General features: G+C 40.6%; 18 protein-coding genes and 2 tRNA genes. 11 read left to right on the top strand and 9 right to left on the bottom strand.

Going from position 1 to position 20,396, the window contains the following annotated elements; all coding sequences use genetic code 11:
• The first annotated feature begins 57 nt into the window (after window positions 1-57).
• From R2Q66_RS13480 to R2Q66_RS13520, 9 genes are all read left to right on the top strand, one after another.
• Window positions 58-747: an ABC transporter ATP-binding protein gene (locus R2Q66_RS13480; protein WP_316749795.1), complete on the top strand. Its 690-nt coding sequence runs from the start codon at window positions 58-60 to the stop codon at window positions 745-747.
• A 40-nt stretch (window positions 748-787) separates the two neighbouring features.
• Window positions 788-3,166 (top strand): ABC transporter permease, encoded by a 2,379-nt coding sequence (locus R2Q66_RS13485; protein ID WP_316749798.1) that lies wholly within the window; start codon window positions 788-790, stop codon window positions 3,164-3,166.
• Between the two features lie 31 nt (window positions 3,167-3,197).
• Window positions 3,198-3,995 (top strand): helical backbone metal receptor, encoded by a 798-nt coding sequence (locus tag R2Q66_RS13490; protein ID WP_316749799.1) that lies wholly within the window; start codon window positions 3,198-3,200, stop codon window positions 3,993-3,995.
• Between the two features lie 197 nt (window positions 3,996-4,192).
• Window positions 4,193-4,274: transfer RNA gene (locus tag R2Q66_RS13495), tRNA-Leu, on the top strand.
• 378 nt (window positions 4,275-4,652) lie between these two features.
• Window positions 4,653-4,734: transfer RNA gene (locus R2Q66_RS13500), tRNA-Leu, on the top strand.
• Window positions 4,735-5,266: 532 nt separating this feature from the next.
• Entirely contained in the window at window positions 5,267-6,613 is a 1,347-nt protein-coding gene (gene tig / locus R2Q66_RS13505; protein ID WP_316749801.1) for a trigger factor, read from the top strand.
• Between the two features lie 174 nt (window positions 6,614-6,787).
• On the top strand, window positions 6,788-7,498 hold the full coding sequence (gene clpP / locus R2Q66_RS13510; protein ID WP_316749803.1) for an ATP-dependent Clp endopeptidase proteolytic subunit ClpP: 711 nt from the start codon (window positions 6,788-6,790) through the stop codon (window positions 7,496-7,498).
• Entirely contained in the window at window positions 7,482-8,723 is a 1,242-nt protein-coding gene (gene clpX / locus R2Q66_RS13515) for an ATP-dependent Clp protease ATP-binding subunit ClpX (protein ID WP_316749805.1), read from the top strand. Before clpP ends, clpX begins: the two co-directional genes overlap by 17 nt.
• Before the next feature lie 149 nt (window positions 8,724-8,872).
• Complete coding sequence (locus R2Q66_RS13520; protein WP_316749807.1) at window positions 8,873-9,736, top strand: AMP nucleosidase; 864 nt, start codon at window positions 8,873-8,875, stop codon at window positions 9,734-9,736.
• Here R2Q66_RS13520 and R2Q66_RS13525 read toward each other — a convergent pair.
• The 7 genes from R2Q66_RS13525 to sppA form a co-directional block, all read right to left on the bottom strand.
• On the bottom strand, window positions 9,733-10,233 hold the full coding sequence (locus tag R2Q66_RS13525; RefSeq protein ID WP_316749809.1) for a SixA phosphatase family protein: 501 nt from the start codon (window positions 10,231-10,233) through the stop codon (window positions 9,733-9,735). The two genes, R2Q66_RS13520 and R2Q66_RS13525, sit on opposite strands and share 4 nt — an antisense overlap.
• Window positions 10,234-10,254: 21 nt before the next feature.
• Entirely contained in the window at window positions 10,255-11,235 is a 981-nt protein-coding gene (locus R2Q66_RS13530; protein ID WP_316749811.1) for a glycosyltransferase family 9 protein, read from the bottom strand.
• 13 nt (window positions 11,236-11,248) lie between these two features.
• On the bottom strand, window positions 11,249-11,746 hold the full coding sequence (gene rfaE2, locus R2Q66_RS13535) for a D-glycero-beta-D-manno-heptose 1-phosphate adenylyltransferase (protein WP_316749814.1): 498 nt from the start codon (window positions 11,744-11,746) through the stop codon (window positions 11,249-11,251).
• 2 nt (window positions 11,747-11,748) lie between these two features.
• Window positions 11,749-12,303 (bottom strand): D-sedoheptulose 7-phosphate isomerase, encoded by a 555-nt coding sequence (locus tag R2Q66_RS13540; RefSeq protein ID WP_316749816.1) that lies wholly within the window; start codon window positions 12,301-12,303, stop codon window positions 11,749-11,751.
• Window positions 12,304-12,309: 6 nt separating this feature from the next.
• The gene (gene rfaE1, locus R2Q66_RS13545) at window positions 12,310-13,290 is read right to left on the bottom strand and encodes a D-glycero-beta-D-manno-heptose-7-phosphate kinase (RefSeq protein ID WP_316749818.1); all 981 of its coding nucleotides are present in this window, start codon (window positions 13,288-13,290) and stop codon (window positions 12,310-12,312) included.
• A 38-nt stretch (window positions 13,291-13,328) separates the two neighbouring features.
• On the bottom strand, window positions 13,329-15,023 hold the full coding sequence (locus tag R2Q66_RS13550) for a helix-hairpin-helix domain-containing protein (RefSeq protein WP_316749820.1): 1,695 nt from the start codon (window positions 15,021-15,023) through the stop codon (window positions 13,329-13,331).
• Between the two features lie 98 nt (window positions 15,024-15,121).
• Window positions 15,122-16,897 carry a signal peptide peptidase SppA gene (gene sppA, locus R2Q66_RS13555; protein ID WP_316749822.1) on the bottom strand — a complete coding sequence of 592 codons (1,776 nt, stop codon included), beginning with the start codon at window positions 16,895-16,897 and terminating at the stop codon, window positions 15,122-15,124.
• A gap of 58 nt (window positions 16,898-16,955) precedes the next feature.
• On the opposite strand from sppA, the gene folK reads away from it, so the two are divergent.
• Together folK and R2Q66_RS13565 are read left to right on the top strand one after the other, a co-directional pair.
• On the top strand, window positions 16,956-17,450 hold the full coding sequence (gene folK, locus R2Q66_RS13560; RefSeq protein ID WP_316749824.1) for a 2-amino-4-hydroxy-6-hydroxymethyldihydropteridine diphosphokinase: 495 nt from the start codon (window positions 16,956-16,958) through the stop codon (window positions 17,448-17,450).
• 17 nt (window positions 17,451-17,467) lie between these two features.
• Complete coding sequence (locus tag R2Q66_RS13565) at window positions 17,468-17,845, top strand: Hpt domain-containing protein (RefSeq protein WP_316749826.1); 378 nt, start codon at window positions 17,468-17,470, stop codon at window positions 17,843-17,845.
• Here R2Q66_RS13565 and pssA read toward each other — a convergent pair.
• Both pssA and rho read right to left on the bottom strand, forming a co-directional pair.
• Complete coding sequence (gene pssA, locus R2Q66_RS13570) at window positions 17,829-18,545, bottom strand: CDP-diacylglycerol--serine O-phosphatidyltransferase (RefSeq protein WP_316749828.1); 717 nt, start codon at window positions 18,543-18,545, stop codon at window positions 17,829-17,831. The two genes, R2Q66_RS13565 and pssA, sit on opposite strands and share 17 nt — an antisense overlap.
• 6 nt (window positions 18,546-18,551) lie before the next feature.
• Complete coding sequence (gene rho / locus R2Q66_RS13575; RefSeq protein ID WP_316749829.1) at window positions 18,552-20,237, bottom strand: transcription termination factor Rho; 1,686 nt, start codon at window positions 20,235-20,237, stop codon at window positions 18,552-18,554.
• Between the last annotated feature and the right edge of the window lie 159 nt (window positions 20,238-20,396).

Consider the following 20,396-nt stretch of genomic DNA (forward strand, 5'->3'; position numbering starts at 1 on the left):
CTGCTTCAAAATAGGAGTAGTAAAAAATTAAATCAATAAGAATAAAAAGAATTTACCATGATCACACTTAAGAATATAGAGAAGTATTACGCGAATAAAGGGGTTAAAAGTTATATCCTGCGTCATGTGAGTACCGAGATTAAACAAGGAGAATTTGTATCCATTATGGGGCCTTCCGGTGCCGGGAAATCTACTTTGCTCAACATCCTTGGAATGCTCGAAGAGCCTACTTATGGCGAATATGAGTTCATGAGCGAAGATGTGCTTTCGCTCAATGAACGCAAACGGATTGAGCTGTACAGAAACCATATCGGATTTGTGTTTCAGGCTTATCATTTGATTGATGAAATGACTGTAGCTGAAAATATCGAAGCGCCTTTATTATATAAAAAGATAGGGGCAGCAGAGCGAAAAAGCAGGGTTGCAGATGTATTGGATCGTTTCAATATGGTGGCTAAAAAAGATTTGTTTCCGAACCAGCTTTCCGGTGGTCAGCAACAATTGGTGGGAATTGCCAGGGCTTTAGTTGCGCAACCTTCCATCATTTTAGCTGATGAACCTACGGGGAATTTGCAATCAACACAGGCGCTTCAAATTATGGATCTGTTTAAGAAACTGAATGAAGAAGAGGGGATTACAATTATTCAGGTGACACATTCGGAAGTAAATGCTGCTTATGGCAGTCGGATTCTACATTTATTGGATGGTGTAATCAAAGAAGACCTGGTAGTAGCACAGGGTGTTTAATCAAATTGTCTTTTGTTTTTCAAATTAACCCAGACTCCCGATGTTTAAACTAAACTTTAAAATTGCGCTCAGAAATTTATTAAGGAATAAAACCGCATCGCTGATTAACATTAGCGGTTTGGCGATTGGTCTTGCCGCCTGTTTAATGCTGTTATTGTATGTGGCTTACGAGTGGAATTACGATCGTGGTTATAAAAACAAAGATAATATTTACCATGTGATGGTGAATTTCGCTGATCAGAATAAGCAGATCACGGCTACCGGAGATCAGGCGCCTAATATTCTGGCAAAAACACTAAAAGAGGAAATTCCGGAAATTGAACACATCGCCAGAATTTTATGGCCTGTAAAACGCCTCCTGGCTACCGGCGAGAATAACTTAAAAGTAGAAGGCAGGTATGCAGATGCCGAAATCTTGAAAATCTTCGATTATCAATTTATTAGTGGTAATCCGGATAAAGCATTTAATGACCCTAATTCGGTGATTATTACAGAAAGTACAGCAAAACGATTGTTTGGAAGCACAGATGTGTTGAATAAAGTGATCAAATATGAAAACCAGGTCAATGTAAAAGTGACCGGTGTGATCAAAGATCATGCAGCCAATACCACCTATAAATTTGACTGTTTGATCCCCTGGACATTGAGTGAAAAACTGGATAGTTGGGCTGGTAAAGCAAATTGGGGTAATTTCTTTGCCTATACTTTGCTCAGTTTAAAAAAAGAAGTTAATGTAACTCAGTTTAACCAGAAAATCAGCAATATCATTGTTAAACATGCACCAAGTGATACCACAGACCCCAGCGTTTTTGTGGAGCCTTTACTGAATCTTCATTTGTATGGGGAATATGAAAATGGACATCCTTCCGGCGGAAGAATTGACCAGCTGCGGTTTTTTGTTGCCCTCGCTTTGGGGATTTTAATCATTGCCTGTATCAATTTTATGAATCTGGCTACAGCAAGATCTCAAAAGAGAGCAAAAGAGGTGGGTATAAAAAAGACCATTGGTGCTTCCAGGAAATCGTTAATTATGCAATTTCTGTTAGAATCTTTATTGCTCACTTTTGTAAGTGTGGTGCTTGCCGTAATACTTGTGGAGCTGGCTTTGCCTAAATTTAATGAGTTGGTAAACATTCAGTTGGAATTGAATTATACAAATCCATTGGCCTGGTTAGCAGCGCTTGCATTGATCTTCTTTACCGGTGTGTTGGCGGGAAGTTATCCGGCATTTTTCCTTTCTTCTTTTAGTCCGATACAGACCATGAAAAAGGCGGTAAATGCTAAAAAAGGTTTTTCATTGAACTTCAGACAAGTGTTGGTGGTGGTTCAGTTTAGCTTTGCAATTGTACTGATCGTGGGGACTTTGATTGTTTATCAGCAACTGCAATACATTAAGAATAAACCGCTTGGTTATAACGTCAATTCCTTACTGGAAATGCCGCATGAAGGAAACCTATATCCTAAATTCGACTTGTTAAAGGAGCGTTTACTAGCTTCCGGAGCAGTAACCGGTGTTACTCAGTCGTCGGGAAGTATTTCTACACCCAATTCAAATTCCAGCGGAATGGAATGGGAAGGGATGGACGAATCCGGTAAACGAATGTCCTTCAATCAGATTTATACCAACTATGACTTCATTAAAACAAATGGAATCCAATTGGTAGAGGGCCGTGATTTTGATCCGAAAATTGCCTCGGACAAGACGGCTTTAATGTTGAGTGAAACCGCAATTAAAACCATGGGTTTAAAAGAACCTGTTGGGCAGAAAATTAAGCTTTGGGGCATGGACAGGACAATTGTAGGTGTGTTTAAAGACCTGACCTGGGGTGATCCTGCTAAGAGAAATCTTCCAATGCTGATCGGTTTTAATCCGCAGAATAGCGATGTGATTAATATGCGGATGAACCCTTTAAATTCCAGCGCACAAAATATTGCGCTGATTACCCAAATTACGAAGGAGATCAATCCGGAGTTTCCGGTTGATATTAAATTTGTTGACAGTCTGATTGAGGTCAAATTTGAAAACGAAAAGATATTGGGCATCTTGTCTAATTTGTTTGGTGGACTGGCGATATTTATTTCTTGTCTGGGCTTATTTGGCCTGTCCGCTTTTTCTGCCGAGCAACGGACAAAAGAGATCGGTGTGCGTAAAGTACTGGGCGCCTCAGTAAGCGGTCTGGTGAAATTATTATCCCTGGATTTTGTCAAAATAGTATTAATAGCACTCGTAATTGCGATGCCTGTTGCCTACTGGATGATGGACAAATGGTTGTCGAAATTTGATTACCATGTGGCTATTGGCTGGCCTGTTTTTATGCTAACAGCGCTTTCTACTTTAACGGTTGCCCTTTTAACGGTCAGCTGGCAAGCGTACAAAGCCGCAAAAACAAATCCGGTAGAGGCCCTCAAATACGAATAGATTTTTAAAGAATGGCGTGTATCTTTGTAGGATGCAACGCAGTTTTACAGATCAGCTTAATCGTACCATCACTATTAATTATCCGCCAAAAAGGATCATTTCTCTGGTTCCATCTCAGACAGAATTACTGTTTGAGTTGGGACTGGACAAAGAGGTGATTGGAATTACCAAATTCTGTATTCATCCGGAAAAACAGTTCAAAGAAAAGACTAAAATCGGAGGAACAAAGAAATTGAATATGGAGCTGATCAGGAGTCTGAAGCCAGACCTGATCATTGGGAATAAGGAAGAGAATGAGCGCGGTCAGATCGAAGCGCTGATGGCAGAATTTCCGGTCTGGATGAGCGATATCTATGATCTGGAAGGGGCGAAGCGTACCATCACTGAAATAGGGGCGCTGGTAGACCGGGAACCCGAATCTGCCTACCTGAACCATTTGATCACAGCCGGCTTTAATGATTTACAGACCCTGGCTTTACAAAACGGGTTGGATAAATCGGTGGCTTACCTGATCTGGAAGGGTCCGTATCTATTTGCCGGCAGAAATACGTTCATCAACCAGATGCTGGCCATGAACGGCCTTAATAATGTGGTCAAAGAAAACCGTTATCCTGAAATGGATCTGGAAACACTGGCCGCATTAAATCCCGACCTGGTATTTTTATCCTCCGAACCTTATCCCTTTAAAGAAAAACACCTGGAAGAAATCAGCCTGGCTTTACCAAATGCAAAAGTAATGCTGGTTGATGGCGAAATGTTCTCCTGGTATGGCAGCAGACTGGTAAAAGCGGTGGAGTATTTGTTTCATTTGCAAAAAGAATTGTACTAAAATTGAGCTAAGGCGATTAGGTCATAGCCTTAAATCTATTGATTTTTACGTTTGATTAAAGTTCCTGTAAAAAAGATTGAAAATTAAATCCTGTAAGATCAATAAGTTAGCTAAAGTGCTCCTGAATAATTGCAAAAGAGTTTTCTAGTTTAAAAACAATATCTATATTTGCAATCCCGAAAGGGAACATCCTAACTGCGGAAGTGGCGTAATTGGTAGCCGCACCAGACTTAGGATCTGGCGCTTCACGGCGTGGGGGTTCGAGTCCCTTCTTCCGCACAACAATTGAAAAGCAGCCCCGAAAGGGCTGTTTTTTTTTGCCCAAAAATTAGCTCCATGCATTCCATAGTGTGACTGTAGAATTGCTGTGTTCAGGCTGTCCCGAGCGGGTTTCCAAACCGTCTCCGAAGCGTTTCTAAAACTTTTCAGTAAGTAATCCAGGTTCAGAAGAAGCTATAATCAAGAGAGGAAGTGCTTGTGGTAAAAATATTCAGGCTTATTGAAGTGTTTGATTTCTGAGCTAAGCGTCTGATTGTTTGCGGGTAAAGTAAGGTGCTGCTCCCGACGGTCAAAAAATCCTTTATTTTTATTTAAAATATTTATGGCTTTTTAAAAAACTATTCTATCTTTGCAATCCCGAAAGGGAACATCCTAACTGCGGAAGTGGCGTAATTGGTAGCCGCACCAGACTTAGGATCTGGCGCTTCACGGCGTGGGGGTTCGAGTCCCTTCTTCCGCACAATAATGGTGATAGATTGAAAAATTTATCACCATTTTTATTTTACGCACATTTTTTTGTGCATTCTTGTAGAAGACAGCAGCTAAACCTCAGCGATCAGATAACTTCTCTATGATTTTAGTTCCTATAGGATTGCTATACTGGTTGTAGTTGATGAGGAGTTGACGTAGAGTTGAAGAAGGGTTGCTTAGGGTTAAGCCCTAATCAACCGTTACCATCCCTTCTACAACCCTTCGCTAACCCTCCGGCAACCAGCAGCACTGTAGCATTTTTATAGCCGGATTATAGCTGGTTTGTCAATTCTTAATCCTACCCGGATACCCTGTTTTTTTAGACTTTGGAGTGCTGAGATTCAGACAATCAGCAGACATAATATTTTCAATTATAGGCATTGAAATCAACAAAAAAGAATATATTTGCGCCCTCGAAAGGGAATTTTGAGCGGTAGATTGGAGTCCATTCTTCCGCAGTAAAAGTTCCTCCTCAAGGGGGAATTTTTTGTATAGACATTAATAATTATTGATTCAGAAAGATGAACATTACACAGGAAAAAATTAACGACTTAAACGCGGTTGTAAAAATTAAGATTTCACCTGAAGATTATACTGAAAAGGTTGATAAATCTATAAGAGAACAAGCTAAAAAATCAAACCTTCCTGGTTTTCGTAAGGGAATGGTACCTATTGCACATATTAAGAAAATGTTCGGTAGAAATATTTTAGTGGAAGAAATCAATACCCTATTGAGCGAAACTTTAAGTAAGCACCTTGCTGATAATAAAGTGGAAGTTCTTGGTCAGCCATTACCAATCATGGATGATACTAAAGACTACAAATGGGATGGTACTGACGAATTCGAGTTTGACTATGAAATCGGTCTTGCACCAGCAGTAGAGGTGAAAATCACAGATAAAGATAAATTTACTCAATACATAGTTAAAGCGGATCCGGAAACCTTAGCTTCCCGTATCAAAAATATCAGAAGAAGCTATGGCAAAATGACAAACCCGGAAGTTTCGGCAGAAGATGACGTCCTTTATGCCGATTTAGCACAACTTTCTGAGGATGGTTCAGTTTTTGAAGGTGGCATTACCAGCACAGGTTCTATTCGCTTAGATCAGGTTGCTGATAAAAAGATCTTGAAAACCTTAATCGGTTTGAAAAAAGGCGATGTAGTTGAATTAGATGTTCAGAAAGCGTTTGACAACAATGAGGTGATCATTGCAAAATTGTTAAACCTTCCGGAAGATGAAGCTAAAGAAGTTAAATCGAAATTCCAGGTAACGGTTAAAAATGTAAACCGTTTAGAGGAGTCTGATTTAAACCAGGAGTTCTTTGATAAATTATTTGGTGAAGGTGTAGTAACTGATGAAGCAGGTTTTACCGCTAAAATCACAGAAGAAGTAGAAGGAATGTTCAAGCAGGATGCAGATCGCAAATTGCAGAATGACATCTACACGAAACTGACTGAAAGCGTGAAAATGGAACTTCCGGATGTGTTTTTACGTAAGTGGTTAAAAGCGACTAACGAGAAATTAACGGATGCTGAATTGGATCAGGGATATGAAGATTTCGCTAAAAACCTGAAATGGACTTTAATTGAGAACAAATTAATTAAAGACAATAGCATTGAAATCAAATATGAAGATGTATTCCAGACTGCTAAACAACGTTTAGATGCACAGTTCAGAATGTACAGCCCGGCGCCAATGCCAGAAGATCAGTTGGCACAATACACGGCAACTTTCTTGAAAGAGAAAGACAATGCAAACCGTATTTTTGATGAAGTAAAAGCAATTAAAGTTTTTGAATACATCAAGTCGGTAGCTTCAATTGAAGAAAAAGAGATAGCTTATAATAAATTTATCGAAATGAAGTAATTCAGGGGTAACCGGGATACTTTTAACAGATATTAGAATAAGGCGGCTTTATTAAGGCCGCCTTATTTATATAAAGAGATTACAGAATTTTACAATACCACAATAAATTACCAATTTAGTTTTATTAATTTGGTAAACATTATAAGGGTAGATTAAATATAAATAGACATACCGATGAATATAGACAAAGACGAATTTAGAAAATACGCTGTTAAACACCATCGTATTAATGGTTTAAACGTGGATCGTTTTATTGGTGCTACCAATAACTCTCCAAAAAGTATGACTCCTTATATTATTGAAGAGCGTCAGCTTAACGTGGCACAAATGGATGTGTTCTCCCGTTTAATGATGGACCGTATCATATTTTTAGGTGATGCGATCTATGATGGTAACGCGAACATTATACAGGCACAATTGCTGTTTTTACAGTCTACCGATAACAATAGAGACATTCAGATTTATATCAATTCACCAGGTGGTTCTGTATATGCAGGATTAGGTATCTATGATACCATGCAATACATCACACCAGATGTGGCTACCATCTGTACCGGTATGGCTGCTTCAATGGGCGCTGTATTATTAGTAGCAGGTGCTAAAGGAAAACGTGCTGCATTGCCACACTCACGTGTGATGATTCACCAACCATCAGGTGGTGCTCAAGGTGTTGCTTCCGATATGGAGATCAACCTGAGAGAGATGTTGAAATTGAAAAAAGAATTATATGATATCATTTCTAACCACTCCGGACAAGATTACGAATGGGTAGAAAAAGCTTCAGACCGTGATTACTGGATGAAAGCTGATGAAGCCAAAGGCTTTGGAATGATTGATGAAGTGCTGGGAGCGAATAACAAAGAAAAAAATGGCGAAACAAAATAAAGAATCCCGTTGCTCTTTTTGTGGATCTGGTAAGCAAGATACGTTAATGCTTATTGAAGGTCTTGATGCTTACATTTGCGATAAATGTGTGACTCAAGCCAATCAGTTGCTGGCTCAGGAACTGGGAAACAAAAAAGGGAAACCAATGGATACCTCGGTTACCTTATTGAAACCAATGGAAATCAAAGCGCATATTGACCAATACGTTATCGGTCAGGATGATGCCAAGAAAGTACTTTCTGTAGCGGTGTATAACCACTACAAAAGATTGGGTCAAACGGTAGATCAGGCGGATGAAGTAGAGATAGAGAAATCAAACATCATGTTGGTAGGGGAAACCGGAACCGGAAAAACCCTGTTGGCGAAAACTATTGCGAAGATCTTACACGTTCCTTTTTGTATCTGTGATGCAACGGTATTAACCGAAGCCGGATATGTTGGAGAGGATGTGGAAAGTATCTTAACCCGTTTATTGCAGGCTGCGGATTATGATGTAGCTTCAGCAGAACGTGGTATCGTTTATATCGATGAGGTAGATAAGGTGGCGCGTAAGAGCGATAACCCTTCTATCACCAGAGATGTATCCGGAGAAGGCGTACAACAGGCTTTATTGAAGATCTTAGAGGGCACAGTAGTGAACGTTCCACCTCAGGGCGGACGTAAACACCCGGATCAGAAAATGATTCCTGTAAATACCAATAACATTCTGTTTATCTGTGGTGGCGCTTTCGATGGTATCGAACGTAAAATCGCAAACAGATTGCGTACACAGGCGGTAGGTTATAAAGTGAAAAAGGATGATGAAGAATTAGACTTAAACAACCTTTATAAATACATTACCCCTCAGGATTTAAAATCTTTTGGTTTGATTCCTGAACTGATTGGTCGTGTACCGGTATTGACACACTTGAATCCTTTAGATAAATCAGCATTGCGTAATATCCTGACTGAACCTAAGAACTCTTTGTTCCGTCAGTACGTGAAGTTGTTTGAATTTGAAGGCGTGAAATTAACTTTTGACGATGATGTTTTAGACTTCATCGTAGATAAAGCAATGGAATACAAACTAGGTGCAAGGGGCTTACGCTCCATCTGCGAGGCCATTATGCTCGATGCCATGTTTGATATCCCTTCGGATCCCAGCATTAAGGAATTGAGCATTACGCTCGAATACGCGCTGGAGAAATTCGAAAAGGCTGATTTTAAAAAGCTGAAAGCTGCTTAAATAATTTAATCCCCGTTTTACGGGGATTTTTTTTAACTTGTTATTTTAGGATCTGATCGGGTTTTCATCCATCAACCTTCGGATCCTGAATTCTGGCAGGTTCCTTGCAGCAATAACACCATTAACTACACTAGAAAAACGAATATATTATGAATGAAGAACTGGAAGTAAACAAAGACGGAGAAGCAGGAAAAAAAGTAAAGAAAACTAAAGAAGTAGAAACTCCGGTGAAATCTGGTTTGAAATCTAAAGGAGATATTGTTAAAAACTGGCTCCCAAGATATACGGGAAGGCCATTAGAAGAATTCGGACAATACATCTTATTGACCAATTTCAGCAAATACGTACATATGTTTTCTGAATGGCATGGCGATGCACCTATTATGGGGCTGGATAAACCAATGCAAAGCGTAACTGCAGACGGGATTACGATTATCAATTTTGGTATGGGTAGTCCGATGGCCGCTACCATGATGGACTTATTAACTGCAATTGCGCCTAAAGCAGTCTTGTTTTTAGGAAAATGTGGTGGTTTGAAAAAGAAAAACCAATTGGGAGATCTGATCTTACCAATCGCCGCAATCAGGGGAGAAGGAACATCAAATGACTACCTGCCTGCAGAAGTACCGGCATTACCTGCCTTCGCCTTGCAGAAAGCAATCTCTACCACCATTCGCGACCATTCCAGAGACTATTGGACCGGAACCTGTTATACCACCAATCGCAGGGTTTGGGAGCACGACAAAGCGTTTAAGAAGTATTTGAAAACTTTACGTGCCATGGCAGTAGATATGGAAACGGCTACAATTTTCACGACGGGATTCGCCAATAAAATTCCTACAGGTGCATTATTACTGGTTTCTGATCAGCCAATGATTCCTGAAGGGGTGAAAACTGCAGAAAGTGATAGCTCAGTAACCAGTAATTACGTGGATACACACTTAAGAATTGGAATTGATTCCTTAAAACAGTTGATTAATAATGGATTAACAGTGAAGCACTTACACTTTTAGTCTTCATCAGCGCTTTTAGGGAAATCAAAAGCTAATAAATTACCGGTATGGTTGCTTAGTTGTTCCCATTTTTCAAATGGAAACTCCATAAGCACTGTACCACAAGTAGGGATATTATAGATGTTCGCATTACTCAGGTAATTGGCGAATTCTGTAAGTCCCGGATTGTGACCAAACAGCGCCACACTATCGTGTTTGTCGCTCAGGTTATTCACCACATTTAATAAGGCCATCACGTTCGCTTCATAGATGGAAGGTTCTTCCTGAATCTTTTGCAAGGGCTTGTTCCATACTTCGGCAAAGTGTTTTGCGGTAGTGAGGGCGCGTACCGCCGGACTGCTCACCAGTAGCTGAGGAATAAGGTCTTTTTTGACTATTCTACTTGCCATTTCCGGTGCATTTCTAAGTCCACGGGCATTTAATGGCCTTTCAAAATCAGAAATATGACTATTTCCCCAATCAGATTTGCCGTGTCGTATTAAAAGAAGTTGCTTCATATTGGAGCCTTTAATTATGGATTAACTATTTATAAAGGTAACAATCTCAGCCGTGTTAATGTTTTCCATACAGTTAAAATGTCCGAGCGGACATTTCTCTAATCCGAATTTGGAACATGGCCGGCAGGATAAATCTACTCCGGCAATCAGTGAATCCGAGATTTTATAAGGCTGTACACCCAGTAATTCCGGGGTTGTTCCTCCCCAGATGGAGGCCAGTGGCTTGTTGAAAGCTTCAGAAATATGGGTTAATCCGGTATCAAAACCAATTACTTTAGCCGCTTTGGAAACCAAAAATACCGATTGATCTAAATTGGTAAGGCCGCAGGTACTATAGACCTGATCTCCGATGGCTGCTTTGATGATTTCCGCGTTTTCCTGCACATCATTTCCACCCAATAAGACAATAGGAAGGCTTATTCCCCTGCAAATTTCAATGATCTTTTCATTCGGCAATCTTTTAGTGAAATGGGTTGCCCCGATCACGAAAGCGACAAATTTTTCCTGATGGCTTACCGGCAGAAATTCCGACAGCTCATATTTTTTAGCGATATAATAATCGATGGGTTTATCGTCATTTTTAACGCCCAGAAATTTTACTGTTTCCATGTATCGGTCTACCAGATGCAGCGGGGAAATCAGTTTCGTCCATTTAAATTTTAAAGCCAGCCATTTGTTAATCCTGTCCTTTTTATACGTGGAGGCAGGAATACCGGTTCTTAATTTAATGATAGAGGTACGCAGGTTATTATGCAGGTCGATGATGTAATCAAAGTTCTCCGCTTTAATCTCCTTTATCGTGTCAGAAAGCTTTGGTTGTAAGACATGGAGCTTGCTGAGGTGTGGATTATTCTGGTAGATGTATTTGAATTGCGTCTTGGTGAGAAAGTGTATTTCACAACCTGGCAATTGTTCTTTCAGGCAGCGCACAATAGGGGTGGTATAAATAATATCACCCATAGAACTGAATCTGATGACAAGAATTTTTGCTGGCGTTTTCAAATGATCTGTTGGATTAGGATTCTTTTATCTTTTCGATGATGGCTGTAGAGGAATAGCCCGGTAGGAAGCTCAGTACTTTAACCTCTGCACCTCTTTCCAGGGTTTCTTTAGCACCTACAATGGTATCAATCTGGTAATCTCCACCTTTAACGAGTACGTCTGGTTCCACCACATTGATGAGGTTTAAAGGCGTTTCTTCGTCGAAAAACACCACTGCATCCACAAAGAACATCGCTGCCATCAGCTGACTGCGACTAAATTCGTTGTTGATTGGTCTTTTTTCTCCTTTGAGTCTTTTAACCGACTGATCGGTATTTAAACCGATCACCAGTTTATCTCCCAGACTGGCTGCCTCATTGAGGTAAGCAATGTGCCCTGGATGAAGAATATCAAAACAGCCATTGGTAAAAACAACCTTTTTACCGGCTGCTTTCCATTCCTGAACTTTCGGCAGCAGGCTTTCTTTGGAAAGGATTTTTTCGCTGAGTACTTCCTGTGTATTTCTAACCATGATTAATAAAGTTCGTCTACCGCTTTACAAAGGATATGTCCGATCAGGATATGCATTTCCTGAATTCTCGCGGTGTTTTCTTCAGGGATTACAATATTCAGGTCGCAAAGATCATTCATGCTGCCACCCGTTCTTCCGGAAAGGCCAATGGTGGTACAACCGAGTTCTTTTGCAGTACGTAAAGCACTTAAAATATTCGGACTATTACCACTGGTAGAGATCGCAATAAAAAGATCTTTTGGTTGGGCAAAAGCTTCAATCTGACGTGCAAATACTCTTTCATAACCATAATCATTGCTGATCGCTGTTAATGCAGAGGTATCAACCGTCAGGGCAATTGCAGGTAATGCTTTGCGTTCCTTCACAAATCTGCCGGTAAGTTCAGCTGCAATATGCTGTGCATCAGCAGCACTTCCGCCATTTCCGGCTAATAAAACTTTACCACCGGCAAGGATGGTTTTGGTGATGATATCGCAACCTGCTTCAATCTGGGGAACAAGTGTAGCGATGACTCTATCTATAGTCTGTCTGTGAAGATTTAATTCGTTTAATACCATGAAGTATTACTTGTTTTTTAGAGAAGTGATAATTTCGTCTACTGTAGTGGTGGCGCTTCCGATGTGTTTGATCACAATGGATGCCGCGTAATTGGCTACTGTTGCCGCTTCTTCGATACTGAAACCATGAGAAAGGCAATAGGCCAGCGTGGCGATAACGGTATCACCAGCACCGGTTACGTCATAAACTTCTGTGGCTACCACAGGTATAATTTTGCAGTTATCTTTGGTAATGATCGCAATTCCGGCTTCAGAAAGGGTCACAATTAAATACTGTGCTTCTGTAGTTTTCAGAATGATATTGGCCGCTTTAATCAGGGCCTCATCATTGTTGATTTTCTCTGTTTTAGAGGCTTCTGCAAGTTCTTTACGGTTGGGCTTAATGATGAAAGCGCCTTTATATTTGCTATAATCCAATCCTTTAGGATCTACAATAATCTGTTTGTTTAAAGACTTGCAAAGGGCTGTAATTCTCAGGGAAAGGCTATGGGTAAGCAGTCCTTTATTGTAATCAGAAAGGATTACGATGTTCACTTTTTCGATAAATGGCGCAAGGAAATTGAAGAATGTTTCTTCTAATTCTGCGGAGATATCATGAACATCTTCTTTATCAATTCGTACAATCTGGTGATTGCCGGCAATGATTCTTGTTTTTACGGTTGTTCTTCTACTGAAATCTTTGACAACCAGATCGGTATTGATTTTTTTAACTTTCAGCAGTTCTTTAACTTCGTCTCCAAAGCTATCGTCTCCGATGATGCCTGCAAGGTAAACGTCTGCACCAAGATCAATCAGGTTGCTGGCCACATTTGCAGCACCTCCGATGATTTTGGATTCGCGGCTTGCATTTACAATCGGTACAGGTGCTTCCGGAGATAACCGGGTTGCAGAACCGAAGATATAATGGTCAAGCATCAGGTCGCCTATCACTAAAATATTGGGAGCCGGATTTTTATGATGGGCATTATATAATTTTTCTGCTAACATGGTAGGGTATTAAGTGGCAAATATAGGTATTATGGGTCTTACAAAGGGCTAATATTACTTTTTCTATCTTCAAACAGGCTGCTGATCTCAGCTAAAGTCATGGCGTTTAAGCATTGTTTTGCTTCCAGTCCGCCTTTTCTACCCATCAATACGCCGTAGTGCATATCGTAGAAACCTTCCATTCTATGCGCATCCGGGTTCACCGATAATAACACGCCTTTTTCCAGCGCGTAACGGTGCCAGCGCCAGTCCAGATCTAAACGTAATGGGTTGGCATTGATCTCGATCACCACCTTATTTGCGGCACAGGCATCGATTATTTTTACGTAATCTATCGGGTAACCCTTTCTGCTCAGTAATAGTCTGCCGGTAGGGTGTCCTAAAATCGTAGTATATGGGTTCTCTATGGCTTTAATCAGTCTGGCAGTGGCTTTCTCTTCATCCATTCTCAAATTGCTGTGCACAGAGGCTACCACAAAGTCGAATGTTTTCAAAATATCATCACTATAGTCTAATGATCCATCATTTAAGATGTCACTTTCTATGCCTTTAAAGATTTTGAAAGGGGCAAGTTTAGCATTTAACGCATCAATTTCCAGGTGTTGGGCATATAAGCGTTGCTCGTTTAATCCGTTGGCATAAAAGGCAGATTTGGAGTGATCGCAAATTCCGAAGTATTCCATTTTCAGGTTGTCCTTACAGTAAGTGGCCATTTGTTCCAAAGTATGTACGCCATCGCTCCAGGTGGAGTGATTGTGTAAACTACCTTTCAGGTCTTCGTAAGTGATCAGGTTTGGCAGTTTGTTTTCTTTAGCCAGCTGTACTTCGTTTAATCCTTCTCTGATTTCCGGAGCTACAAAAGCCAGTCCTGCGGCTTTGTAAATGGCTTCTTCTGATTCAAAAGGGGCGTTTCCTGCCAGAGTAAGCACTTCTTTAACGTGTTGTTCATTGCCGGTCAGCTCAAACCATTGCAGGTAAAAAGCATCTTTAGGGCAGATATGTAGTTGTATTTTTAATCCGGATGGGGTAGTGGCATGGAAAGTTCCATCGGCTTGTTCTTCGAAAGTAAGGTCTTCGAAAGTGCTGATTTTCTCTTGAACTTCTTCCGGAGTTGTAGCGCCAATCAGGAAAGGAACATATTCTACAATCTCCATACAGCGGCGGTATTCGCCGGCGATACCCAATAGCGGTTCTCCGGAGATTTTATTTAACCAAACGGCAAGGTCTGCATATAATTTATTGACGGTGCTTTCTGCATGGGCATATAGGAATTTTCCTAGTCCGGCCATTCTGAACTCAATGATCTTTTTAATCTCTTCCTGGGTTTTCAATCCGAAGCCTTTGGCTTCGATCAAACGGTTTTCATTACAGGCGTAATAAAGTTCTCCGATGTTTTCAATACCAAGGTCTTTCCAGATCACTAAGATCTTTTTTGGTCCGATGCCTTTGATCCCCAACATTTCGACAATACCTTCCGGTGTTCTTTCCAGAATCTCCTGTAAATCGGTCATGGTGCCTGTTTCCAGAAGCTCCCAGACCTTGGCAGAAATACTCTTTCCAAGTCCGTCAATCTGTGCGATTTCCTCCAGTGTTTTGCCTTGAATAGCAAAGGGAAGTTTATCAACTTTTAAACCAGCATTGGCTACTGATTTGATTTTAAAAGGGTTCTCATTGTGTAATTCCATCAATTGAGAAAGCAGTCGCAAGTTGCGTGCAATGGTCTTATTTTCCATGGGGTTGCTAAATTAAAGAAAAAGCCCCGATTTTCCGATTAAACTGGAAATGTCGGGGCTTTCTTGCTTTAGAATGATAAGAAATGCGGATTGCAGGTTTATTCGACCTTAATATCAAATGGCATTCTCGCCTGGATACCAGATTTTGAGATCGCCTCTTTAACCTGTTGATAGATCATATAATTTGCACCAAATTCCTTTTTAGCATAATAGACTTTTATTTTATCGGTAGAAGTTTCCAGTAAAGCTTTGATCGGGTCAATCATTTCCGGGTATTCTACGATTCTATAGTCGGTGATTTTAGCTTTTTTAGCAGCGGCTTTAATGGCATCTTCAAAGCTACCTGTTCTATCGGCAAGGCCAATTTTAACGGCATCAGTTCCAACCCATACACGACCACCAGCGATGCTGTCGACATAGGCTTTACTTTTCTTACGGCCATTTGCTACTTTGGTGATGAAGCTATCGTACACCTGGTTTACGCCAGTCTGAACGATCAGTCTTTCACCGGCAGTCATTGGACGAACAGTACTCATGATGTCTGCATATTGTCCGGTTTTTACGCCGTCAAAGGTAATTCCAAGTTCCTGGTTAAATAACTTTTGCATGTTAGGGATCATACCAAATACGCCGATAGAACCTGTAATGGTATTCGGTTGTACGAAGATAGAATCGGCAGCACAGGCGATATAATATCCGCCGGATGCGGCTACATTACCAAAAGAAGCGATTACTGGTTTCACTTTTTTAGTGAGCACTACTTCTCTCCAGATCACATCCGAAGCAAGCGCGCTACCACCAGGTGAGTTTACCCTTAACACAATAGCTTTAATGCTGGTATCGGTTCTGGCTTTTCTGATGGCGCGGGAAACTCTTTCCGAACCGATCTGGTTATTGTCGCCTTCACCACCCATAATATCGCCATTGGCATAGATCACTGCAATTTTAGTTCTATTGGTGTTTCCTTTGCTTTCCATAATGACATTTTTTGCATAGTCATTGATAGAAATGGTGCTTAGGTTGCTGCTTTTACTGGTTCCGCTAAGTGATTTTAGCTCGTCAATAATTTCATCTTTATACTTTAATCCATCTGCCATTTTATACTTTACCGCATCTTTTGGCTGTTGGATTTTATAGTCGTTGGCAATCATAAACAGGCTGTCTGTAGAGATGTTTCTGCTTTTGGAAATATCGCTCAGGAAGGTTTTATAGAGACCGCTTAGGTAAGCAGTAACCTGCTCACGGTTTTTCTCACTCATTTTAGTATCGATAAAAGGCTCTACTGCACTTTTATAAGTACCTACGCGGATGATCTGCATCTCGACACCTAATTTATCTAATGCCCCTTTAAAGAACATGGATTGAGAACTTAATCCTTTAAATTCTAAGGCACCTTCGGGATTGATGTATACTTTATCCGCCACTGAAGCTAAGTAATAAGCACCTTGTGTGTAGACTTCGCTATAGGCGATAATTTTCTTTTTACTGGTTTTAAAGTCGATCAGGGCTTCTCTGATTTCTCTCATATTGGCATAGCCAGCATTTGGAGAAGAAACGCTCAGGTAAATACATTTGATATTATCGTCGTATTTAGCTGATTTGATGGCTTTAATGACATCTGTAAAGCCGATGCTTTTTCTACCGTCATCACCTATGATAGGGAGTTCGGAAAGCGGATCGCTATAAGTACGCTCGGTAATGGGTTGATCCAGGTTGAGGTAGAGCACCGTATCATTGTCTACCAGGACGGTTCTATCTTCCCCGAGAGAAGAGACAATACCCACGATAATGGCGATGAATAAGATGAAAAACACCCCCACCGATAATATAACTCCTACAACAGTTGCAAAAACATACTTAAAAAATTCTTTCATTTGCTGGTTAAATATTTAATTTGTAAATAAAGGTAGAAAAAATGCCCGAGGGTTTTGTATGGAGTTGGATAGTAAAGATGTTTATTTGTTACTGGGAAGTAATTTAGGGGATAGGGAAGAGCTATTGAATGATGCGGTTGTACAGATTGGAAAACAAGTGGGGGAGGTGTTTGCACAATCGTCATTTTATGAGACTGCTGCCTGGGGTAAAACCGACCAGCCATCTTTTATAAACCTGGCTGTAGGCTTAAAAACCGGACTCAGTGCTTTGGAAGTTTTGAAAGCCGTATTGGGGATTGAAGCGGAATTGGGAAGGGTAAGAAAAGAGAAATGGGGGGCGCGCCTGATTGATATAGATGTGATGTTTTACGGGGATGAGATTGTGGATATGGGCGAGGAACTTCAGATTCCACATCCGCAGTTACAGCACCGAAAATTCGTATTGGTTCCCTTAGCGGAGATTGCAGGAGGGTTAATTCACCCGGTTATCGGTAAACGTGTATCAGAAATATTAGCTATATTAGAGGATAATTTAACTGTAACAAAAATTTAATTTATTAGATTTGTTTGATGATCGATCCAAATAAAAACAACGAACCACTTGACCTGACTTACTTAAAAGATATGTCAGGAGACAGCGCAGAATTCATTATAGAAATGTTAGACCTTTTTAAATCACAGACGCCTACATATGTAGCGGATTTAGGAAAGGCTATCGCAGATGAAGATTGGGCAAGGGCATCGAGCTGTGCGCATAAAATCAAACCAACCTTTGCTTATGTTGGCCGAGAAGATGCGAAAGATCATATGCAAATGATGGAAAGAAATGCCAGGGAGCTGAATAATATCGCAGAATTGCCACAGGCTTATAACGAGCTGCTTGATTTTGCAACCGTCTTATACAGACAACTGGATGAAGCTAAAGCCGATCTTAAGAAACGGCTTTAACTTTTGTCGTTCTATTCTCAATAATGGATAGAACGATATACAATACCAGAATTAGTGGGATCGCCACAAATTTAAAGATCAGTAATAATAGGATAGAAGCGATAATAAGGATATACCTGAAGGTATTTTCAGCGAAGCCGAAGCTTTTAAATTTCAAAGCGATCAGGGTAATTTCACTCACCAGTAAATAACAGGCCAAAGGAATAAAGGCCAGGTATAGCAATACGGTGCTGGTAGAACTGTCGAAATAAAACACATCACTTTCATAGATAAAAGGTACGGATGCGATCACTGCGGAAATGGCCGGAGTGGGCACGCCTATAAATTTATCAGTTTGCCTGGTATCCAGATTGAACTTCGCCAGTCGGTAAGCAGAAAAAACTGCGATAAAAAAGGCTAAGTAAGCAAGGACAGGGAAGGCCTCATATCCGAAAAATGATTTTGGTGCCATGTGGAACAGGATCACCGAAGGCAAAACGCCAAAGCTCACCATGTCTGCCAAAGAATCCAGTTCTTTGCCCATAGGCCCGCTTACTTTCAATAAGCGAGCAGCAAAACCATCAAAAAAATCGATGAACAGGGAGATCAGGATACACAAGGCAGCCGATCTTAAATCCTGGTTAAATGCGAAAACAATGCCAATACATCCGGTAAACAAGTTAGCGGAGGTAATGGCATTGGGTATCTGTTTTATGATCATTTCAAATTAGCTATTCATAGAAATCAAAAACTCTTCATTGGTTTTTGTATTTCTGATTTGCTGTTGTACAAACTCCATGGCTTCCTGAGCGTTCATGTCCGCAAGGTGATTACGTAAGATCCAAACACGTTGTAACGTGTCTCTATCGTGTAGTAAATCGTCTCTACGTGTACTTGAAGCGGTGATATCAATAGCAGGGAAGATACGTTTGTTAGATAATTTACGATCCAACTGTAATTCCATGTTACCGGTACCTTTAAACTCTTCAAAGATCACCTCGTCCATTTTAGAACCGGTATCCGTTAAAGCAGTCGCAAGAATGGTTAATGAACCACCTCTTTCGATGTTACGTGCAGCACCGAAGAAACGTTTAGGTTTGTGTAATGCGTTAGCATCCACACCACCTGAAAGGATCTTTCCGGAAGCAGGAGCCGTCGTATTGTAAGCTCTGGCTAACCTCGTAATCGAGTCTAATAAGATCACTACATCATGACCACATTCTACCAGACGTTTCGCTTTTTCTAAAACGATGTTGGCAATTTTAACGTGTCTTTCAGCAGGCTCATCAAAAGTAGAAGCAATTACTTCCGCTCTTACGCTTCTTGCCATATCTGTAACCTCTTCCGGGCGCTCATCGATCAATAAAATGATCAGGTATACTTCCGGGTGGTTTTTAGCAATCGCATTGGCAACTTCTTTCAGTAAATTGGTTTTACCGGTTTTAGGTTGTGCTACAATCAGACCACGTTGTCCTTTACCGATTGGGGTAAATAAGTCGATGATTCTGGTCGAGTAGTTATTGCTTTCTGTGAACAGATTTAATCTTTCTGTAGGAAATAAAGGAGTCAGGTAGTCGAAAGGAACACGGTCCCTTACATCAGCAGGTAAACGTCCGTTGATGGTTTCTACTCTTACTAAGGGGAAATATTTCTCGCCTTCTTTTGGAGGACGGATACTTCCTTTAACGGTATCACCGGTTTTCAAACCAAATAATTTGATCTGAGATTGAGATACGTATATATCATCCGGAGAAGACAGGTAGTTATAATCCGCAGATCTTAAGAAACCGTAACCATCAGGCATAATCTCTAATACCCCTTCGTTGGTGATGGTATTGTCGAAATCCAGGTTAGAATAACTGTTTTCGCTTTGTTTCTGACTTGCGTTGTTGTGGTTAGGCGCTTTCTGTGGCCTGTTGTCTTCTCTTGGCGGACGTTGTTGTTTTTTAACTTCAGTCTGCGTGTTTGCTGTCGTTTCGGTTTTTACTTCTGCAACAGCTTCCGGAGTTGGTGCTGCTGCTTGTTCCGTAACGGTTTCAGGAGCGTTAGTAATTTTCTCTTCTGCTACTACCGGGGCCGGAGCCTGCGACGGGGCCTGAGAAGGCTCATTGTCGAATAATGCAGCTCTGTTAAAGTTAGTGTTCTTGCTTTCTTCTTCCTCTTTAGGTGTTATTCTGATCCTTTTTCTGGTAGATTTTTCAGCAGAGCTTTCTTTTACAGCTTTTACTTTTGGCGCTTTTGCAGGTATATCACCTTCAACAGGTGCAACAGTTGGTTGTTGCTCCGTCATTTGAGAGATGATTTCAACCAGTTCAGCTTTACGCAACTCATCGGCATTTAGGATACCTTGAGTTTTAGCTATCTCCCGCAATTCAGCGGTGAGCTTTTCATTTAATTCTGTTTTGTTAAACATTATATGGGTGTAGAGAATATTTTAAATAAAATTGTTTATCCAATTGAACAGAGCAAAAAATGCATTTATAAAAGATGGTTTGGAACAAAATTTTACGGGATTTTCTGGAATGATCAGATAAACTATAGGGAATTATGCCACAATTGTATGTATTTGTAA

The sequence above is a fragment of the Pedobacter gandavensis genome (genome assembly GCF_032677645.1).
Taxonomy (GTDB): Bacteria; Bacteroidota; Bacteroidia; order Sphingobacteriales; family Sphingobacteriaceae; genus Pedobacter; species Pedobacter gandavensis_A.

Bases quoted from the DNA above. Each gene is read 5' to 3' on its own strand.
- R2Q66_RS13480 (WP_316749795.1), top strand. From the start codon at position 58: ATGATCACACTTAAGAATATAGAGAAGTATTACGCGAATAAAGGGGTT.
- R2Q66_RS13485 (WP_316749798.1), top strand. From the start codon at position 788: ATGTTTAAACTAAACTTTAAAATTGCGCTCAGAAATTTATTAAGGAAT.
- R2Q66_RS13490 (WP_316749799.1), top strand. From the start codon at position 3,198: ATGCAACGCAGTTTTACAGATCAGCTTAATCGTACCATCACTATTAAT.
- tig (WP_316749801.1), top strand. From the start codon at position 5,267: ATGAACATTACACAGGAAAAAATTAACGACTTAAACGCGGTTGTAAAA.
- clpP (WP_316749803.1), top strand. From the start codon at position 6,788: ATGAATATAGACAAAGACGAATTTAGAAAATACGCTGTTAAACACCAT.
- clpX (WP_316749805.1), top strand. From the start codon at position 7,482: ATGGCGAAACAAAATAAAGAATCCCGTTGCTCTTTTTGTGGATCTGGT.
- R2Q66_RS13520 (WP_316749807.1), top strand. From the start codon at position 8,873: ATGAATGAAGAACTGGAAGTAAACAAAGACGGAGAAGCAGGAAAAAAA.
- R2Q66_RS13525 (WP_316749809.1), bottom strand. From the start codon at position 10,233: ATGAAGCAACTTCTTTTAATACGACACGGCAAATCTGATTGGGGAAAT.
- rfaE2 (WP_316749814.1), bottom strand. From the start codon at position 11,746: ATGGTTAGAAATACACAGGAAGTACTCAGCGAAAAAATCCTTTCCAAA.
- R2Q66_RS13540 (WP_316749816.1), bottom strand. From the start codon at position 12,303: ATGGTATTAAACGAATTAAATCTTCACAGACAGACTATAGATAGAGTC.
- rfaE1 (WP_316749818.1), bottom strand. From the start codon at position 13,290: ATGTTAGCAGAAAAATTATATAATGCCCATCATAAAAATCCGGCTCCC.
- R2Q66_RS13550 (WP_316749820.1), bottom strand. From the start codon at position 15,023: ATGGAAAATAAGACCATTGCACGCAACTTGCGACTGCTTTCTCAATTG.
- sppA (WP_316749822.1), bottom strand. From the start codon at position 16,897: ATGAAAGAATTTTTTAAGTATGTTTTTGCAACTGTTGTAGGAGTTATA.
- folK (WP_316749824.1), top strand. From the start codon at position 16,956: ATGGAGTTGGATAGTAAAGATGTTTATTTGTTACTGGGAAGTAATTTA.
- R2Q66_RS13565 (WP_316749826.1), top strand. From the start codon at position 17,468: ATGATCGATCCAAATAAAAACAACGAACCACTTGACCTGACTTACTTA.
- pssA (WP_316749828.1), bottom strand. From the start codon at position 18,545: ATGATCATAAAACAGATACCCAATGCCATTACCTCCGCTAACTTGTTT.
- rho (WP_316749829.1), bottom strand. From the start codon at position 20,237: ATGTTTAACAAAACAGAATTAAATGAAAAGCTCACCGCTGAATTGCGG.